Genomic DNA, 17,756 nt, shown 5'->3' with positions numbered 1-17,756 from the left:
AAAGCTCCTTCTCCGATCTATCTCTTACACATCAAGATTCTGAACATACTGCGCATTTTCCTGAATGAAGTTACGACGCGGTTCGACTTTGTCTCCCATCAGGATATCAAACGTTTCATCCGCTCCTATCGCATCTTCCAGGCTGACCTGCAGCATCGTCCGTGTTTCCGGATCCATCGTCGTTTCCCAAAGCTGCTCCGGGTTCATCTCTCCAAGACCCTTATAACGCTGGACGCTTGGTTTCGGTGAACTGGACAGCTCCGCCAGTTTCGCATCCAGCTGTTTGTCGCTGTACGTGTAGTACACCGCTTTCCCCTGCTGAATTTTGTAAAGAGGCGGCTGGGCAATGTAAATGTAACCCATTTCGATCAGTGGACGCATGTAACGGTAGAAGAAGGTGAGAAGCAGCGTCCGGATATGGGCGCCGTCCACATCAGCATCCGTCATGATCACGATTTTATGGTAACGGGCTTTGGAAATATCAAACTCTTCCCCGATTCCTGTACCGAGGGCTGTAATAATGGCACGCACCTCATTGTTGGACAGGATCTTATCAAGGCGGGCTTTTTCCACGTTGATGATCTTACCACGCAGGGGAAGAATGGCTTGGAAATGACGATCCCTGCCCTGTTTGGCTGATCCACCGGCGGAGTCACCCTCAACAATATACAGTTCTGAAATGTTGGCATCCTTGGAGGAACAGTCCGCCAGTTTACCAGGAAGGTTGGAGACTTCCAGCGCGTTTTTACGACGGGTCAGTTCACGCGCTTTCTTCGCAGCCATACGGGCACGGGAGGCCATCAAACCTTTTTCGACAATCGTCTTGGCCATCGTCGGGTTTTCAAACAGGAACTTTGAGAAGGATTCCGAGAACAGCGCATCCGTAACGGTACGGGCTTCACTGTTTCCGAGCTTCGTCTTCGTCTGTCCCTCAAACTGAGGGTCCGGGTGCTTGATGGATATGATCGCGGTCAGACCTTCACGAACGTCATCACCGGTCAGGTTCGGATCGGTCTCCTTGAACATGTTGTTCTTTCTAGCGTAATCATTGATGACGCGGGTCAGTCCTGTCTTGAATCCGGATTCGTGCGTCCCGCCTTCATACGTGTGAATGTTGTTGGCATAGGAATAAATGTTACTGGCGAAACCGTCGTTGTACTGCATAGCGATTTCGATGGAGATTTCATCCTGCTCCCCTTCGATGAAGAACGCATCGTGAATCGCTTCACGGGTGCGGTTCATATGTTCAACGTAGGAGAGGATCCCGCCTTCGTAGTAATAATCGACCGGATCTTCATCGGTACGTTTATCTTCAATCGTGATCGTCAGGCCTTTGTTCAAAAAGGCGAGCTCACGCAGTCGGTTGGCCAGAATTTCAAATTTGTATTCCTGGGTTTCCTGGAAGATTTCATCATCCGGGATGAAATGGATGCGGGTACCGGTTTTGTCGGTTTCCCCGATCACTTTCAAGTCTTCTTCAGGTACACCGCGCTTATAGGACTGGTAATGGATCTCCCCGTCACGGTGGACGAAGACTTCCAGTTTCGTAGACAGGGCGTTTACGACAGAAGCGCCGACGCCGTGCAGTCCACCGGACACTTTATAGCCGCCTCCGCCGAATTTACCTCCAGCGTGAAGAACCGTTAAAATAACCTCAACCGCCGGACGGCCGGTTTTTTCCTGGATACCGACAGGAATACCACGTCCGTTATCGGTGACGGTGATGCTGTTATCTTTTTCAATCATGACCTGGATGTGGTCACAGTGGCCGGCCATCGCTTCATCGATACTGTTATCGACAATTTCCCACACGAGGTGGTGCAGCCCTTTTTCATTGGTGGATCCAATGTACATGCCGGGGCGCTTCCGAACAGCTTCCAAGCCTTCAAGCACCTGTATCTGACTTTCATCATAGGCCTGCTGTTCTTCGATAATATCTTCCTTCATGGTACTCACCTACATTTCTCAAGTGGTTTGACAGTAATCTCTTACACCAAATGCTCTCTCTATCTATTCCATCGGCTCTTCAGAAAAATCCTCGAGCTTGTTCAACGTGGTCATCATGTTCGCCCGCTTTTTCAGTGTGTACACGGAAAGGGGGCTGAAATAAATGACATCACTGGTAATGACAATCGCTTTTGCCTGGTTTTCCTTTGATTCTATGACGCGTCTGTTTTTCCGCTGGCTGACGATCATTTCCTCGATGATGGATGAGGAGGAAATCAAACTATGATCGATAATAGCCACGACATCCTTCGACTGAATCACATGATCATCCCCAATGTGAATAAACATGCGCTGCACCTCATTTCTCTATCTCGATCGTTCCTTCTTTCACACGGAAAATGGCGGCTTCTTCCAAAGCTTCATGCTCAATCCCGTCGATGCTCGTAGTGGATACAAACGTCTGGACTTTCCCCTGGATTGTATGAAGCAGATGGGACTGCCGGAAATCATCCAGTTCACTGAGAACATCATCCAGAAGCAGTATGGGATATTCTCCTACTTCACTATGAATCAGCTCGATTTCAGCGAGTTTCAAAGATAAGGCTGTCGTCCGCTGTTGACCTTGCGACCCGTATGTCTGGACGTCTTTTCCGTTCACGTAGAAAACCAGATCATCTCTGTGAGGGCCTGCCAAAGTGGTCCCCCGTTCGACTTCCTTCGTTTCGATCTCCTGGAACTTCTCTATATACGTATTCTTTATTGTTTCCAAATTCATATCCTCTGATACTTTCACACTGGCATCGTACGAAATTTCCAGCTGTTCAAGACTGCGGCTGATCCCTTCATGGATGGGACCTGCCCAGGATCTGAGAAGCTGAAGAAACTTAAACCGTCGTTCAACGATGGTCACGGCGTGTTCCACCAGCTGCTCGGTCAGAATGCCGAGCATCGTCCGGCCCGCCTTCGGTTTCCGCTGGAGATCCTTCAGCAGGTGGTTCCTCTGCTTCAAAATCTTCTGGTACTGTCCGAGATGATAGATATAGGCGGGCTGGATCTGGCCGATTTCCATGTCAATAAACCGACGACGCACCTGAGGACTCCCCTTGACGAGATTCAAATCCTCAGGTGCAAACATGACAACATTCAAAGCGCCGATATAGTCACTCAGACGCTTCTGCTCAATATGATTTAACTTCGCTTTCTTCCCTTTGTTGGAAATGATGATCTCCAGAGGAAAGCGGCGGTTACGTTTATAGATCGTCCCTTTTATTTTACCATATTCCTGGTCCCACTGTATTAATTCTTTGTCCCGCGGCGTCCGGTGCGAGCGGGTAAAGGCCAGCGTATAGATCGCTTCCATCAAATTCGTCTTTCCCTGGGCATTTTCACCAATGATCACATTGATCGTATGGTCGAAGCTCAATGAAAGCTGTTCGTAATTACGATAGGAACGCAGGGACAGCTCGTGGATATACATAGATGGAGGGGGTTACCCTTCGCTTACGACTTTATAGCTTCCGAATTCTTCGATCTCCACTGTATCGCCCACGTACAGTTTCCGGCCTCTTCGGTTTTCTGGTTCACCATTTACATTCACTTCAAATTCAGCCAGAAAAATTTTCACCATCCCGCCGGATTCGACAACATTCGCTAATTTCAGGAACTGTCCGAGTGGAATGTATTCTGTGCTGATTCCAATTTCTTCGCTCATATTTTTTCACCCTATTTCATGAATTCACCTATCTCTATATTTTACTAAAGATATAAGTGTAAGGAAAGTCCAATCCCTTGAACTCTTCCACCAATGCCTTTCAGCCGCTGTCCCCAATGTGGATAACTTTTTTCTGACTCCCCATCATTTTTCCACAGGACATTCTTTTGGACAGGACAGCCGGGTTCCACCGGTGGTTTTTGAAGACAAAAAGAAGAAGGTGCTGAAACGAAAGTTATCAAGCACCTTCTTTGATCAAATGGTTCGTATGTTCAGTATGTCCGTACGGGAAGAATCAGCTGAAGGATCTGATCATCGTCAACGGGGCGGATCAGGAATGGGCGCATAGCACCAGTAAATTCGACTTTGACTTGATCATAGTCGACGGCTTTCAGTGCATCCATCATATACTTTGCACTGAAGGAAATCTTCAAGTCTTCTCCTTCGACATCATTTGCAGTTACTTCTTCCACAACGTTACCGACTTCCGGTGAGTTACCGGTAATTTCGAGATGGTTTGATTCTTTGGTTACGAGCCTTACGACGTTGTTCCGGTTCTCTTTCGCTAATAGAGATGCACGGTCGACGGACTGTAGAAGATCCTTCGCATCAATTTTGACTACGGTTTTGCTCTGTTCCGGAATCAAGCGGGAGGTTTCCGGGTAGTTTCCATCCAGCAGACGGGATAGGAAGTACAAATGCTTCGTACGGAACAGCACCTGGTTGTCTGTCACGCTGATTTCAATCTTATCATCAGAATCTCCAAGAATCTTATTCAGCTCGGTCAAGCTCTTTCCTGGAATTACGACGGCCGGCAGTGATTTTCCTTCCGGCTGATCCAGTGGAACCTTTCTTGATGCCAGACGGTGGCTGTCTGTCGCAATGAACTCGAGGCTGCCTTCGTCCATTTTCACGTGAACCCCTGTAAGGATCGGGCGCGTTTCTGATGTGGAAACAGCGAACACGGTCTGCCGGATCAAGTTCTTCAAAAGATCGATCGGCAGTTCGAAACTGTCCTCGGTATGAAGCTGAGGAAGCTGTGGATATTCTTCAGGATCCTGGCCGTTCAGATGGAATTCTGCATTTCCTGACCGGATGGTAACGTTTCTTGATTCATCACTGCTGATTTCAACGGTGTTCTGTGGCAGCTTTCTTACGATGTCAGGGAAATATTTAGCTTGTAGAACAATGTTGCCCGGTTCAATCCCCTCTACATAAACAATCCCGTCTTCTTCTGCTGGGATAAAAGATTCGATGGATATATCTGAATCACTACCTGTTAATTTGATTCCTTCTGTCGTCGCTTCCAACTTCATTCCCGTTAAGATTGGAATCGTTGTTCTTGAAGAGATGGCTTTCATGACATTCTGGACACTGTCCATCAACTGATCCCGCTGGATGACAAATTTCATTTCCGAACACTCCTCCTAATGAGCATATATTATATATTTTTTTATAAAAAAGGTCGTAATAGTACTAGTATGGGCTGTGGAATTGTGGATAACCTTATAAAAGCCTTGATATGGCATGTTATACACATGTGGACAGGTTGTTGATGAACCTGCAATCGCTGTCCACAGTATCCACTAGTGGGATTTCAGCTGCTCTCTGATTTCATCGAGCTCTTTTTGGAGCTGCTGATCATCCGCGACCATTTTAGAGATTTTCTCGTGCGCGTGTATGACGGTCGTATGGTCCCGGCCGCCGAACTCTTCCCCGATTTTTGGAAGGGAGAAGTCGGTCAATTCTCTTGATAAATACATAGCAATCTGCCGCGGAAAGGCGACTGATTTTGTCCGTTTTTTGGCAGGGAAATCTTCTAATCTGACATTATACTTTTCCCCGACCATCTCCTGAATCGCTTCAATCGTAATAACCTTGGGCTTGGAGCTTGGAATAATATCCTTTAAAGCTTCCGCAGCCAGGGAGGCATTGATGTCACTGTTGATTAAGGATGAGTAGGCGACGACACGAATCAAGGCACCTTCGAGCTCACGGATGTTGGTGTCAATCTGGTTGGCGATGTAAAGCATGACTTCGTTCGGAATATCAAGCCCTTCCGCTTTCGCTTTTTTCCTGAGTATCGCAATCCTCGTTTCCAGATCCGGTGGTGTGATATCCGTGATCAATCCCCACTCAAAGCGCGAGCGCAGGCGGTCTTCCAGTGTCGGAATCTCTTTAGGAGGACGGTCACTGGAGATGACGATCTGCTTGCTTTCTTCATGCAGGGTATTGAACGTATGGAAGAATTCCTCCTGTGTCTGTTCTTTGCCCGCAAGAAACTGGATGTCATCAATAAGAAGGACATCAACGCTGCGGTATTTGTTTCTGAAATTGACGGCTTTATTATCTCGGATCGAATTGATGAACTCATTCGTGAACTTCTCTGAAGACAAATAAACCACTTTGGCGTTCGGATTATGGTCCAGCACATAATGCCCGATGGCGTGCATCAAGTGGGTCTTTCCAAGTCCCACACCTCCATAGATGAACAGTGGGTTGTAGGCCTTCGCCGGAGCTTCTGCCACCGCCAGGGAGGCTGCGTGTGCGAAGCGGTTGCCGGATCCGATCACGAACGTATCAAACGTATATTTGGAATTGAGCATGCTCTGGGGTGACTCTTCATTTCCGTTGTTTTTCACGTTCGGAACCTTTTTTGAAGAGAGTTTCACATCCTCCAGGGCATCATCCTTGGATTCAGGAATGATGAACTTCGTTTCCAGTTCCGCGCCTGTTACTTCATATAACGTTTCTGTTATCAAGCTTTCATATTGGTTTTCAAGCCAGTCTCTGGCGAATTCGTTTGGAGCGACGATCGTGAGTGTATTTTCACTAAGGGAGTCGGCTTTTGTAGCTTTCAGCCATGTTTCAAAGCTGGGTTTGCTGATTTTTTCTTTTATATGATCCAGCGTATTGTTCCATAATTCGTGGATGTTCTCCAAATTGTTTCACCCCTCTCTGTTTCATTGGAAAACAAAAACACCTTTCGTTCTCTTTTTCGAACGTAGCAAAAGGATCGAAAGGCGCTCGTATAAGGTTTGTATAATGTTGTCGATCCCCGGCGGAGCTGCACGGGTGTGGATGTTTAAATATTGATTTTATCAGACTTCCAGAGAGTTATTTTCACTGTCCACACTCCTGTGCATAACTGCATAAACAGGTCTGTTAATAACTGTCCACACGTTATCCACAGTCTGTGGAAAAGATCTCAGCTGTTTTGAAGTCAATCACGGTTAAGCACAAATATGATACCAGATAAAAACGCGGCTTGCAATGGGTCGACGTAACTTATCCACAATATCAAGGCCTTGTAGAAAACTTTCATCCACAGCACTGGAGTTTGTGGTTTTCTTGTCGATATTTGTTGTGGACAGTCAAAATCCGCTTGAAAATTATACACAACCGCTGTGAATGTTCGTCATGTAAAAGGGAATGAGAGCCCTGCAGCTTCGTCTTGTTGATGTGTTATAGGACAGTCTGTTATATAACGAAGCGCGCGAATTGGAAAAAGGAAGTACGAAAATCGAGTTGACAATTCAAGAGGGAATTTATTATACTGTTCAAGACTGCCTTTTAATTGTTTTATTGGATTATTGCCCAGGAGGTGTATATATAATGAGTAAACGCACGTTTCAACCAAATAATCGTAAGCGCAAAAAAGTACACGGCTTCCGTTCACGCATGAGCTCTGCAAATGGACGTAAAGTTCTTGCACGCCGTCGTCGTAAAGGAAGAAAAGTTCTATCCGCATAGGCCACTGAAAACTATCAGTGGTCTTTTTTTCAGAATAGGGAAAGTCGGAAGTGGGGCGGTTTGATCGTCCCGCTTTTATTTTAAGGATAATATGAGAACGTTTTAACGGGATTGATCGGAATGTGAGGGCAGTAACTCCCTCTATGTTCACTCATCTGGAGGGTGTTCGATGAAGAAAGCAAATCGAATTAAGAAAAACGAGGAATTTCAGAAGGTTTTCCAAGGGGGCCAGTCCTTCGCCAACCGGCAGCTGGTCATCTATTACATGAAGAAAAAGGAGCAGAAGCATTTCCGCATCGGTCTTTCCGTCAGCAAGAAGCTGGGACATGCGGTCAAGCGCAACCAGATTAAGCGCTACCTGCGCCAGGCCTTTCATGAGCTGGAAGACGATATCCATCCTCATTATGATCTGGTGGTCATTGCACGTAAGCCGGCCAGCCAGATGGATTTTCATGAAATCAAAAAAAGCCTGACCCATGTACTCATGAGGTCCAAGCTTCTAAATAAGAAAATTCGCATGTAATCATTATAGAAAAAGGACAGTCATTAATGCTAAACTTATGATTGTCGTAGTACGATCGTTTTGATAGAAGAAAAAGTGAAGAGTCATTTAAGGAGGAAGGAACGTTGCGTAATAAAATGATAGCACTGCTTGCCATGGCGGGCGTGCTTACGTTCCTATCCGGGTGTACGCAGGTAAACCAGGAAATCAACTCGGATAGCACAGGTTTTTGGAACGAGTATATCGTATGGCCATTGTCTCAGACCCTACTATTTTTTGCTGATCTTTTCAGTGGCAGCTATGGATTGTCGATCATCGTTGTAACGATTATCATTCGATTGATTCTGCTTCCGTTGAACATTAAGCAGCTGAAAAGCTCAAAAGCGATGCAGGATATTCAACCGGAACTGCAGAGTCTTCGTGAACAATATTCATCCAAGGATGCCCAGACACAGCAGAAGCTCCAGCAGGAGACGATGCAGCTGTTCCAAAAGCACGGCGTGAACCCGCTGGCGGGCTGTCTGCCGATTATCGTGCAGATGCCGATTTTGATCGGATTCTATCATGCCATCATGAGAACTTCAGAGATACAGACGCATAACTTCCTATGGCTGGAACTCGGTTCATCCGATCCATTCCTGGCCATTTTGACAGCAGGAACGACCTTCCTGCAGCAGAAATTAATGATGGCGGGCGGCGCAGCAGCGCAGAACCCGCAGATGCAGATGATGCTGTACGTCATGCCGCTGATGATCGGTACGTTCGCATTCTTCTTCCCATCTGCCCTTGCCCTGTACTGGATCGTCGGTAACATCGTTATGATTCTGCAGACAGTATTCATCCGTAAACCAATGATGAAAGATGCGACGGGAGGAGCAAGTGAGTGAAACAATTAACTGCTACGGGTCCATCCATTGATGAAGCGGTCCAATCTGCATTAGAGCAATTACAGACATCAAAAGATCAAGTCACCATTGATATTATTGATGAAGGTAAAAAAGGATTTCTTGGGTTTGGCTCCAAACCAGCGATCGTTAAGGTATCCATCAAGAAAAATCCTCTGCAGGATGCTGAAACATTCATCTATGAAGTAGCAGAACAAATGGGAGCTCCTGTTCAGGTTCATTCTGAAGTACGGCAGCGGGACATTTTCCTCAATCTGGAGGGAGAGCACATCGCTGTTTTGATCGGCAAGCGCGGCCAGACATTGAATTCCCTTCAATACCTGGTCCAGCTTGTCGTCAACCGCGGATCTGATGTCTTCTATACCGTCATGCTTGATGCGGAAGGATATCGGAGCCGACGGAAGGAAACATTGGAAAACCTGGCTGGACGGCTGGCGGATAAAGCGGTCCGGACCAACCGGGACGTAAGGCTGGAGCCGATGCCTTCCTATGAAAGAAAAATCATTCACAACGCTTTGCAGCAACACGAACAGGTGAAAACATCGTCGGACGGCAGCGATCCGCGCCGGCATGTCGTCATTCACCCACGCTGATTTCAACAAATACTTCTGCCATAAAAGCCGGCAGGAGTATTTTTTTGGCTGTACGCTTGTCCACAAGAGGGTATCGGAGACCTCTTGCGGGGAAAAGATGATGGATAGAAGGTTATGCACATGTGGATAACCCTGAATGCGGGTTTCGGTCCGCATATCTTTTCAAAACACACGGGTGTGTGGTAAGGTAGTATGTTAGTGACTAGTAAAAAATAATGTGGATAACTATAGATACCCATTCAATTCAGGAGGTGAAAACGTATGGAAACAGATACAATAGCGGCGATTTCCACCCCGATGGGGGAAGGAGCCATTGCCATCGTCCGTTTAAGCGGCCCTGAAGCCGTTGCGACAGCCGCCGGGCTCTTTCAAGGGAAGGATTTGAACAACGTCGATTCCCATACGATGCATTACGGAAAGATCATCGATCCGGAAACCGGTGAAATGGCGGAGGAAGTGATGGTTTCTGTCATGCGTGCCCCGAAAACATTTACGAGAGAAGATATCGTCGAGATCAACTGTCACGGTGGACTCGTGTCTGTGAACCGGGTGCTTGAAATTGCGCTGGCTGCAGGCTCACGGCTGGCTGAACCGGGGGAATTTACGAAGCGTGCGTTTATGAATGGACGGATCGACCTTTCCCAGGCGGAAGCAGTGATGGATTTGATCCGGGCCAAAACGGACCGGGCCATGGACGTTGCCTTGAAGCAGATGGACGGCCGCCTGTCCAATCTGATTCACAATCTGCGCCAGAAGCTTCTGGAAACACTTGCTCACGTGGAAGTGAACATTGATTATCCGGAATATGATGATGTGGAAGAAATGTCGCATGCCATGATGGAGCAGAAAACGAAGGAAGTGCACGAGGAAGTCGAGCGGATTTTAGAGACCGCCAAGCAGGGGAAGATTCTGCGGGAAGGTCTCGGAACTGCGATTATCGGTCGTCCGAACGTCGGGAAATCCTCGTTGATGAATGCCCTTGTTCATGAAAACAAGGCCATCGTTACCGAAATACCGGGGACGACACGCGATGTCATCGAAGAGTATGTCAATGTCCGCGGTGTTCCTCTCCGGCTGATCGATACAGCAGGGATCCGGGAAACCGAGGATATCGTCGAGCGCATTGGTGTGGAACGCTCCCGCCAAGTGCTGAAAGAAGCCGATTTGATCCTGCTTGTGTTAAACTATGGCGATGAACTGACCGAGGAAGATGAGAAGCTGTTTGAAGCGATCAGCGATATGAATGTGATCGTCATCGTGAATAAAACCGACCTTGAGAAAAAGCTCGACCTTGACCGCGTGAAGGAGCTTGCGAACGATCAGCCGGTCATTACGACGGCCTTGATCAGGGAAGAGGGCATCGATCAGCTTGAGCAGGCGATCGGGCAGACCTTCTTTGAAGGGGACCTGGATGCAGGTGATATGACGTATGTTTCCAATGTCCGCCACGTGCAGCTGCTGAAGCAGGCCAAGCAGGCGCTTGAAGACGCACAGAACGGTATGGAGATGGGCGTACCTCTGGATGTTGTCCAGATCGATGTAACCCGTACGTGGGAGATTCTCGGGGAAATCGTCGGTGAATCGGTGCATGACAGTTTGATTGATCAATTGTTCTCCCAGTTCTGTTTAGGTAAATAACAAGCTTTTGTTAAAGATAGAGTGGTTTTTGGAACAAACATTTAAAGGAGAGACATCCAAATGACATATGATGCAGGGCATTATGATGTAATAGTAATTGGTGCTGGTCATGCGGGCGTAGAGGCAGGTCTTGCCGCAGCGCGCCGCGGGGCGAAGACATTGATGCTGACCCTGAACCTCGACCTTGTCGCGTTTATGCCATGTAACCCGTCCATCGGTGGTCCGGCTAAAGGAATCGTCGTCCGGGAAATTGATGCATTAGGAGGCGCGATGGGTAAGGTGATTGATAAGACCCACATCCAGATGCGTCTATTGAACACGAGAAAAGGCCCGGCTGTACGAGCACTGCGTGCCCAGGCGGATAAGCCTTTGTATATTAAAGAAATGAAACGCGTGCTTGAGAATCAGGAAAACCTGACCCTGCGCCAGGCGATGGTGAAGCAGCTGCTTGTCGAGGACGATCAGATAAAAGGAGTCGTCACAGAAACGAAAGCGGCCTACTATGCACCGACGGTTATCGTAACGACAGGAACGTTCATGCGCGGCCGTGTCATCATCGGTGACATTTCCTATGAAAGTGGACCGAACAACCAGCGTTCCACCGTTTCACTTTCTGAACAACTGGAAGAGATGGGCATTGAGATGGTCCGCTTCAAGACCGGAACACCGATGCGCGTCAACAGTCACACGATTGATTATTCCAAGACAGAAATCCAGCCGGGGGAAGAAGAGCCGCGCTCCTTTTCCTATGAAACGACCGAATTCATTACGGATCAGATCCCGTGCTGGCTGACGTATACGAACGAAGACACACACCAAATCATTAACGATAACCTCGGCCTCTCTGCGATGTACTCCGGTGCAATCAAAGGGACAGGACCACGCTACTGCCCGTCCATCGAGGATAAGATCGTCCGCTTCAATGATAAGCCGCGTCACCAGATTTTCCTTGAGCCGGAAGGCCGGGACACGGAGGAAGTATACGTCCAGGGCTTATCGACTTCTCTGCCTGAATATGTGCAGAACGAAATGATGCGTACGGTTCCGGGGCTGGAAAATGCTGAAATCATGCGCGCCGGCTATGCCATCGAGTACGATTCCATCGTTCCGACACAGCTGTGGCCGACGCTTGAAACGAAGAAGATTGATGGTCTTTTCACAGCCGGGCAGCTTAACGGAACGTCCGGATATGAAGAAGCCGCGGGGCAGGGACTGATGGCCGGGATTAACGCCGCAGCCAAGGCCCTTGATCTTGAAACATTGATCCTTGACCGTTCCCAAGGCTACATCGGTGTCATGATCGATGACCTTGTTACCAAAGGAACCGGCGAGCCGTATCGTCTCTTGACATCCCGTGCTGAATTCCGTTTGATGCTGCGCCACGATAACGCCGACCTCCGTTTGACGGAAATCGGCTATCAGCTCGGTCTGATTCCAGAGGACCGCTATAACCGTTTCCTTGAGAAACAGCGTTTAATCGAAGACGAGAAAAAACGCCTCGACAAAGTGATCTTGAAGGAAACGGATGAAGTGCAGGCGGTTATCGAAGAAGCGGGAGGCTCCAAGTTAAAAGACGCCGTCCGTGCGGTGGATCTTTTGAAGCGTCCGGAAATGAACTACAGCCATATTGAACGGCTGAGTGCCAGTGATGTCCATCTGCCGGATGATGTCAAAGAGCAGGTGGAAATCCAGACGAAATATAACGGTTATATTAAGAAGGCGCTCGAGCAGATTGACCGTATGAAGAAGATGGAGACGAAAAAAATTCCAGAAGACATCGATTACGATGCCATCCACGGTCTGGCTACAGAAGCGCGTGACCGCCTGAAAGCTGTGCGTCCGCTATCTGTCGGACAGGCTTCCCGGGTATCCGGGGTGAACCCGGCGGATGTTTCGATCCTGCTTGTCTATATTGAGCAGGGTAAAATCGCACGTGTGTCTGGAGAATAACTCGAGAGGATGGGTTTATGGATACGAACACCTTTCTGAACGCTTTGAAAGAACAAGGCATTGAACTCAATGAAAAGCAGCAGCACCAGTTCCAGCGCTATTTTGAAATTCTCGTCGAGTGGAACGAAAAAATGAACCTGACCGCCATTACAGATCAGGAAGGCGTGTATCTCAAGCACTTTTATGACTCTCTGACAGCGGCCTTTTACTATGACTTTTCCGAACCCCTCCGCATCTGTGATGTGGGAGCGGGGGCTGGATTTCCGAGTCTGCCGCTGAAAATCGCCTTTCCCCATTTGAAAGTGACGATTGTCGATTCATTGAAGAAGCGGATCACTTTTTTAAACCACTTAGCCCACGAATTGGAGCTCGATGATGTCGCTTTTTATCATGATCGTGCCGAAAACTTCGGAAAAAACGCGAACTTCCGGGAAAGCTATGACCTGGTCATGGCCCGCGCTGTTGCCCGGATGTCTGTCCTGAGTGAGCTGTGCCTTCCTTTAACCGAGAAGGGCGGCCGGTTCATGGCAATGAAGGGACCGAACCTCAGGGATGAGATGCAGGAGGCTGAGACCGCGATTCAGACGGTCGGAGGCGAAGTGAAAGACATTTATACGTTCGAGCTTCCGGAAGAGGGCAGTGAACGGAACATTGCCATCGTTGAAAAACGACGCAAAACACCGAAAAAATACCCGCGTAAAGCGGGCACACCGAATAAAACACCGATTCAATAACAACAAGCCACTCTATCTATGAACGATAGGGTGGCTTTTTTTAGGAGGGTTCGTCATGAAAATTGTTGTGCTGTCTGATACGCATATGCCGAAAAAAGCCCTGCGTCTGCCTGATCGTCTCACGACCGCTTTACAAGAAGCGGATCAGATCATTCATGCCGGTGACTGGCAGACGCCGGAACTCTACGAAGAACTGAACCGCTATGCTCCCGTCACAGGCGTCTATGGCAACGTGGACGGGGAGGACATGAAAGAGATCGTACCCGCCAGACAACTCATCACTCTGGCCGGGTATTCCATCGGGGTCGTTCACGGGCACGGAGAAGGGAAAACGACGGAAAAACGGGCGTTGGAAGCTTTCGCAGAACAACCGCCTGATCTTTTAATCTATGGACACTCCCACATTCCCGTCCTCCGCTATTTCAAAAAAACGCTGCTGTTCAACCCTGGCTCTGTCACAGAAAAGCGCCGGCTGCCATACTATTCCTTCGGTCTTCTGACGATAGGGGAAGAAGGGATCCACGCGGAGCACATCTTTTTCCGCTAAAGCTCCGGGTATTTCTGGCAGGTCGGGCAATAATAGAGACGTCTGGAAGCCGCCTGAATCTTTTCAATTTCCGTTCCGTCGATCCGGCAGGAATGCCCGGCGCGGTTAAACACCCAGTGACGGTAGGCCCGGCGCTTAACGCCCTGGTTTTTCAGCTGAGCGGCGAGATCCAAATCATTCGTGATGCCCTTATGACGGTAGGACTGCCATGTCAGATCGATCGATGCTTCGGCCGCTTTCCAAAGCTGTTCCTCAGAACAATCAGAGGGACGGGCAGAAGGAGAGATACCGGCTTTGAACAAAATCTCACTGCGCAGGTAGTTACCGATACCGGCGATAAAGGATTGATCAAGCAGTAGAGAGGTCCATCTGCGGTTGCGGAACCTTTTGCTGGTGAAGCGCTCAAACAGATCTTCCGGAGTTACAGATTCACTGAGCAGGTCCGGTCCTGTCTTTTGGATAAAGGGGTGGGCCTCCGCTTCCTCTGTCCGCAGTACTTCGATGTCCGAAGAGCTGTAAAGCAGTGCCGACTTCTTCTCATTATGCAGGGCGAGTCGCAGCTGGCGGTTTGTTTCCGGATAGTTATAAGCGTTTCTGATCACCCATTTGCCGTACAATTGATTGTGTGAGTAAATCGTGTACCCTCTTTGGAAACGGATGAGCATCGCTTTGCCTTTCGTATCCACACGCTCGATCGTATCGCCCTGTAGAATGTCTTCATATTCCTGAAGGCGTTCAAACGCGAAAAAAAGGTCGAGCACCGCTCGACCTTTGAGTGCTTTTTCTACTTGATCCGCAGCACGGCGGATTTCGGGTCCTTCCGGCATGTGTCTCTTCCTCTCCTCAGCTGGATGTGAACATTCCGCCGTTGATATGGATAAACTGTCCGGTGATATACGTGGAGTCATCAGAGGCCAGCAGCACATAGCTTCCGACGTGTTCCACCGGCTGTCCCGGACGTCCCATTGGAGTGTTCGTTCCGAACTGTTCCACTTTATCCTCAGAAAAGGTGGATGGAATGAGTGGTGTCCAGATCGGCCCCGGCGCAATGCCGTTGACACGGATGCCTTTGTCGACAAGCTGTTTAGCCATAGAGCGGGTGAACGCAACGACGGCCCCTTTAGTGGCTGTATAATCAACGAGATCTGGATTTCCGACATACGGATTCACTGAGGCGGTGTTGATGATCGAGCTGCCCTGCTTCAAATGAGGGAGAGCCGCTTTCGTCATATGGAAAACCGAATAGATATTGGTTTTGAACGTCCGCTCCAGCTGCTCGGCTGAAATGTTCAACAGGTCGTCTGTCGGATGCTGTTCCGCCGCATTGTTGACGAGAATATCAAGCTGCCCGAGTTCCTTTACGGTTCTTTCCACCGCCTCCTGACAGACGGACTCTTCGCCAACATCTCCGGCAATCAAGATGGCCCGGCGCCCTTCTGCTTCCACCTGCTTCTTCGTATATTCCGCATCTTCATGCTCTTCTAAGTAGGAAATCGCTACATCGGCGCCTTCTTTTGCATAACCGATGGCGACAGAACGGCCGATGCCGCTGTCCCCGCCTGTAATAAGCGCCACTTTTCCCTGCAGTTTATTCCCGCTTTTATAATCTTCATCGGCCTGCAGGGGGGATGGGTTCATCTGTCCCTCTGTTCCCGGCTGCCGTTCCTGTTCCTGACCCGGCTGCCCCTGGGTCTGACGTTGTTGTCGATTCATTTCAATTCCTCCTCCAACTTGTTTTAATGTGCTCATTCCACGATCATGGAATGTTCAAACAAGAGAGGCGTATTCAGGAGGAATGGTCGGAGAAACGGAGCAGGAGAGACCGCACAATCAAACCGCTTCCAATCCCGGGAATGAGAAAAAGTATGGGAAGCCAGATCGGTCCGATCAATACGCCCAAGATCCGCAGCGTGGACGAAAAAATCAACCCCACCGTAACGAAGTAGGCTGAAAAAGCAAACGGAAGAAACGAATAGGGGGGGACTTTTCCGTCGGCCTGGGCATAGGCATCCCATACGGCGAACATATAAATACACGGATAAAACATCAGCCACTGGTAATTGGTCACCTCAACCGCTTTGGCGATATCTCCGTGGAAGCTGTGTATGATGGCCATATTGAAGCGGCTGTTATAGTTTAAAACCACTTCAATGATGATAAAAGAGAGCCCTTTGAAGAACTGTCCGTTCAGGATCTGTCCGAACCCGGGAAAGGCAATGCTCCATAATATGATTTCCAGTCGTTTTTCCTTCATGTCTATTCCTCTTCCGCTGAGTTTATTGGATGAGTCTCTGTTTGTCCGGCGCCTGCGGGGGCTCTTCAAACCAGCCATTCTCAATCATCATGTCCAGCCCGTCTTTCCCATAGACGGCGGCTTCCAGCATGAGCTTATGATAATGATAGACGATATCATAGCGCAGGCTGACGGCTGCTCCGTTGATGTAGTTGCCCTGTCCGGCGGAAATGAGCACACTGATCATATACATCATCAAACGGTCGGAAAAGACCGGATCGGTGCTGGTTGTCAATAAACTGGCAGATTTCATCGGAACGGTGATTCCGGATTTCTCAAGGATGGTGGAAAGGCAGATCCGGTGATCGATGGAAATTTGTTTTCCGCGTCTCATGTACTTTTTAACAGTCTTGTTTTTCGTCGTCTGACCGAAGGCCTGGCAGATCACTTCCCCAAGGGCATTGTTTTTGACGTTCTCATAAATATGAGTGATTTCAATCGTGTTCAGTGACCGTTTATGAAACGGATGATAGTAGGATTTACTTTGGATATATTCGGTTTCATTCAGAATTTCAATTTGAGGAGCTCTCGTATAGATGCCTTTTTCAAGCGCGGTTTGGACACATAAATTGTACAGCTTATCCTGCTGATTGATCCGGTCGGTAAAAAAAGCGCGCACGTCTTCTCTGGCAGAGGCTCCGAGGGAATAGCCGTCCGAGGTTAATCCGACTTTTCCCATATGCTCTAAAAACGTCAGCATAAATGCATCCGTGAACAGTTTCTTTGCTCTCGGGTTTAAATCATCGAGCGAATAGCCGTTGGGAACTGGCAGACGAGCTTCCTTGAAAAAATCTGTACAGGTGTCCAGCCCCTTTTCTGCGAGGTCTCCCGCCATCTCGATCAGGGGGCTCAAGTCTTCATCCTCACACGTATTCTTCAAGTATTCGAGTACAGGAACAGCCATACTGTTCTGGATATACTGCGTCCACAGTACGCCCACTTCATTGGCTGTTAGTTTCTTTTCCGACATTGCTGTTTCCCTCCTCGCTTTCTTTTTGTTCATGGCGGTAAAGAACGATCCATGGCAGAAATATAAAATTGACAAGAAATCCGTAGATTAATAATTTGGCTAACCAGTCGACAACAAATATCGTGGAGACGAATATACAGACGATGAAAACCAACGGGGAAAGATAAGCATAAATCATGACCGGCCTCCTTCATCCCTCTTATCCTGTCCCGG

The 17,756-nt window shown here is 48.5% G+C and carries 19 protein-coding genes; 8 read left to right on the top strand and 11 right to left on the bottom strand.

Annotation, left to right across the window (positions count from 1 at the left end; all coding sequences use genetic code 11):
* Positions 1–24 precede the first annotated feature (24 nt).
* From gyrB to dnaA, 6 genes are all read right to left on the bottom strand, one after another.
* Positions 25–1,947 (bottom strand): DNA topoisomerase (ATP-hydrolyzing) subunit B, encoded by a 1,923-nt coding sequence (gene gyrB, locus GLV97_RS15920; RefSeq protein WP_160837674.1) that lies wholly within the window; start codon positions 1,945–1,947, stop codon positions 25–27.
* Between the two features lie 63 nt (positions 1,948–2,010).
* Complete coding sequence (gene remB, locus GLV97_RS15915) at positions 2,011–2,295, bottom strand: extracellular matrix regulator RemB (protein ID WP_160837672.1); 285 nt, start codon at positions 2,293–2,295, stop codon at positions 2,011–2,013.
* Positions 2,296–2,305: 10 nt separating this feature from the next.
* A complete protein-coding gene (recF, locus tag GLV97_RS15910; protein ID WP_160890090.1) occupies positions 2,306–3,424 on the bottom strand; it encodes a DNA replication/repair protein RecF in 1,119 nt (372 codons plus the stop codon).
* Positions 3,425–3,436: 12 nt separating this feature from the next.
* On the bottom strand, positions 3,437–3,658 hold the full coding sequence (gene yaaA, locus GLV97_RS15905) for a S4 domain-containing protein YaaA (protein WP_160837668.1): 222 nt from the start codon (positions 3,656–3,658) through the stop codon (positions 3,437–3,439).
* 272 nt (positions 3,659–3,930) lie between these two features.
* On the bottom strand, positions 3,931–5,070 hold the full coding sequence (gene dnaN, locus GLV97_RS15900) for a DNA polymerase III subunit beta (RefSeq protein WP_160837666.1): 1,140 nt from the start codon (positions 5,068–5,070) through the stop codon (positions 3,931–3,933).
* 174 nt (positions 5,071–5,244) lie between these two features.
* Positions 5,245–6,600, bottom strand: a complete 1,356-nt coding sequence (gene dnaA, locus GLV97_RS15895) for a chromosomal replication initiator protein DnaA (RefSeq protein ID WP_160837664.1) — start codon at positions 6,598–6,600, stop codon at positions 5,245–5,247.
* Positions 6,601–7,273: 673 nt separating this feature from the next.
* Here dnaA and rpmH point away from each other — a divergent pair.
* The 8 genes from rpmH (at position 7,274) to GLV97_RS15855 (ending at position 14,280) form a co-directional block, all read left to right on the top strand.
* Positions 7,274–7,411: a 50S ribosomal protein L34 gene (gene rpmH / locus GLV97_RS15890; protein ID WP_084163166.1), complete on the top strand. Its 138-nt coding sequence runs from the start codon at positions 7,274–7,276 to the stop codon at positions 7,409–7,411.
* Between the two features lie 169 nt (positions 7,412–7,580).
* Positions 7,581–7,934: a ribonuclease P protein component gene (gene rnpA / locus GLV97_RS15885; RefSeq protein ID WP_160837662.1), complete on the top strand. Its 354-nt coding sequence runs from the start codon at positions 7,581–7,583 to the stop codon at positions 7,932–7,934.
* A gap of 104 nt (positions 7,935–8,038) precedes the next feature.
* A complete protein-coding gene (spoIIIJ, locus tag GLV97_RS15880; protein WP_160837660.1) occupies positions 8,039–8,800 on the top strand; it encodes a YidC family membrane integrase SpoIIIJ in 762 nt (253 codons plus the stop codon).
* Positions 8,797–9,411 carry an RNA-binding cell elongation regulator Jag/EloR gene (gene jag, locus GLV97_RS15875; protein ID WP_160837658.1) on the top strand — a complete coding sequence of 205 codons (615 nt, stop codon included), beginning with the start codon at positions 8,797–8,799 and terminating at the stop codon, positions 9,409–9,411. The genes spoIIIJ and jag overlap by 4 nt, the downstream gene beginning before the upstream one ends.
* A gap of 261 nt (positions 9,412–9,672) precedes the next feature.
* Positions 9,673–11,049 carry a tRNA uridine-5-carboxymethylaminomethyl(34) synthesis GTPase MnmE gene (gene mnmE, locus GLV97_RS15870; protein ID WP_160890089.1) on the top strand — a complete coding sequence of 459 codons (1,377 nt, stop codon included), beginning with the start codon at positions 9,673–9,675 and terminating at the stop codon, positions 11,047–11,049.
* Positions 11,050–11,109: 60 nt separating this feature from the next.
* Complete coding sequence (gene mnmG / locus GLV97_RS15865; RefSeq protein WP_160837654.1) at positions 11,110–12,999, top strand: tRNA uridine-5-carboxymethylaminomethyl(34) synthesis enzyme MnmG; 1,890 nt, start codon at positions 11,110–11,112, stop codon at positions 12,997–12,999.
* Between the two features lie 17 nt (positions 13,000–13,016).
* A complete protein-coding gene (rsmG, locus tag GLV97_RS15860; RefSeq protein WP_160837652.1) occupies positions 13,017–13,733 on the top strand; it encodes a 16S rRNA (guanine(527)-N(7))-methyltransferase RsmG in 717 nt (238 codons plus the stop codon).
* Between the two features lie 55 nt (positions 13,734–13,788).
* A complete protein-coding gene (locus tag GLV97_RS15855; protein ID WP_160890088.1) occupies positions 13,789–14,280 on the top strand; it encodes a metallophosphoesterase family protein in 492 nt (163 codons plus the stop codon).
* Here the strand turns inward: GLV97_RS15855 and nei are convergent.
* The 5 genes from nei to GLV97_RS15830 form a co-directional block, all read right to left on the bottom strand.
* A complete protein-coding gene (gene nei / locus GLV97_RS15850) occupies positions 14,277–15,107 on the bottom strand; it encodes an endonuclease VIII (protein WP_160841124.1) in 831 nt (276 codons plus the stop codon). The genes GLV97_RS15855 and nei overlap by 4 nt on opposite strands.
* A 16-nt stretch (positions 15,108–15,123) precedes the next feature.
* Positions 15,124–15,993, bottom strand: coding sequence for an SDR family oxidoreductase (locus GLV97_RS15845; protein ID WP_160837646.1), 870 nt, complete (start codon positions 15,991–15,993; stop codon positions 15,124–15,126).
* A 73-nt stretch (positions 15,994–16,066) separates the two neighbouring features.
* The gene (locus GLV97_RS15840) at positions 16,067–16,534 is read right to left on the bottom strand and encodes a hypothetical protein (RefSeq protein ID WP_160837644.1); all 468 of its coding nucleotides are present in this window, start codon (positions 16,532–16,534) and stop codon (positions 16,067–16,069) included.
* Between the two features lie 22 nt (positions 16,535–16,556).
* A complete protein-coding gene (locus GLV97_RS15835; RefSeq protein ID WP_160890087.1) occupies positions 16,557–17,543 on the bottom strand; it encodes a DUF3231 family protein in 987 nt (328 codons plus the stop codon).
* The gene (locus GLV97_RS15830; RefSeq protein WP_160837640.1) at positions 17,515–17,721 is read right to left on the bottom strand and encodes a hypothetical protein; all 207 of its coding nucleotides are present in this window, start codon (positions 17,719–17,721) and stop codon (positions 17,515–17,517) included. The genes GLV97_RS15835 and GLV97_RS15830 overlap by 29 nt, the downstream gene beginning before the upstream one ends.
* Between the last annotated feature and the right edge of the window lie 35 nt (positions 17,722–17,756).

This window comes from Halobacillus litoralis, assembly GCF_009856355.1.
Lineage (GTDB): Bacteria > Bacillota > Bacilli > Bacillales > Halobacillaceae > Halobacillus > Halobacillus litoralis_B.
Note: the sequence above shows the minus strand (reverse complement) of the source record. Positions and strands in the feature narration are given on the sequence as shown.

Coding starts and splice junctions, on each gene's coding strand:
- gyrB (WP_160837674.1), bottom strand. CDS start 1,947: ATGAAGGAAGATATTATCGAAGAACAGCAGGCCTATGATGAAAGTCAG.
- remB (WP_160837672.1), bottom strand. CDS start 2,295: ATGTTTATTCACATTGGGGATGATCATGTGATTCAGTCGAAGGATGTC.
- recF (WP_160890090.1), bottom strand. CDS start 3,424: ATGTATATCCACGAGCTGTCCCTGCGTTCCTATCGTAATTACGAACAG.
- yaaA (WP_160837668.1), bottom strand. CDS start 3,658: ATGAGCGAAGAAATTGGAATCAGCACAGAATACATTCCACTCGGACAG.
- dnaN (WP_160837666.1), bottom strand. CDS start 5,070: ATGAAATTTGTCATCCAGCGGGATCAGTTGATGGACAGTGTCCAGAAT.
- rpmH (WP_084163166.1), top strand. CDS start 7,274: ATGAGTAAACGCACGTTTCAACCAAATAATCGTAAGCGCAAAAAAGTA.
- rnpA (WP_160837662.1), top strand. CDS start 7,581: ATGAAGAAAGCAAATCGAATTAAGAAAAACGAGGAATTTCAGAAGGTT.
- mnmE (WP_160890089.1), top strand. CDS start 9,673: ATGGAAACAGATACAATAGCGGCGATTTCCACCCCGATGGGGGAAGGA.
- mnmG (WP_160837654.1), top strand. CDS start 11,110: ATGACATATGATGCAGGGCATTATGATGTAATAGTAATTGGTGCTGGT.
- rsmG (WP_160837652.1), top strand. CDS start 13,017: ATGGATACGAACACCTTTCTGAACGCTTTGAAAGAACAAGGCATTGAA.
- GLV97_RS15855 (WP_160890088.1), top strand. CDS start 13,789: ATGAAAATTGTTGTGCTGTCTGATACGCATATGCCGAAAAAAGCCCTG.
- nei (WP_160841124.1), bottom strand. CDS start 15,107: ATGCCGGAAGGACCCGAAATCCGCCGTGCTGCGGATCAAGTAGAAAAA.
- GLV97_RS15845 (WP_160837646.1), bottom strand. CDS start 15,993: ATGAATCGACAACAACGTCAGACCCAGGGGCAGCCGGGTCAGGAACAG.
- GLV97_RS15840 (WP_160837644.1), bottom strand. CDS start 16,534: ATGAAGGAAAAACGACTGGAAATCATATTATGGAGCATTGCCTTTCCC.
- GLV97_RS15835 (WP_160890087.1), bottom strand. CDS start 17,543: ATGTCGGAAAAGAAACTAACAGCCAATGAAGTGGGCGTACTGTGGACG.
- GLV97_RS15830 (WP_160837640.1), bottom strand. CDS start 17,721: ATGATTTATGCTTATCTTTCCCCGTTGGTTTTCATCGTCTGTATATTC.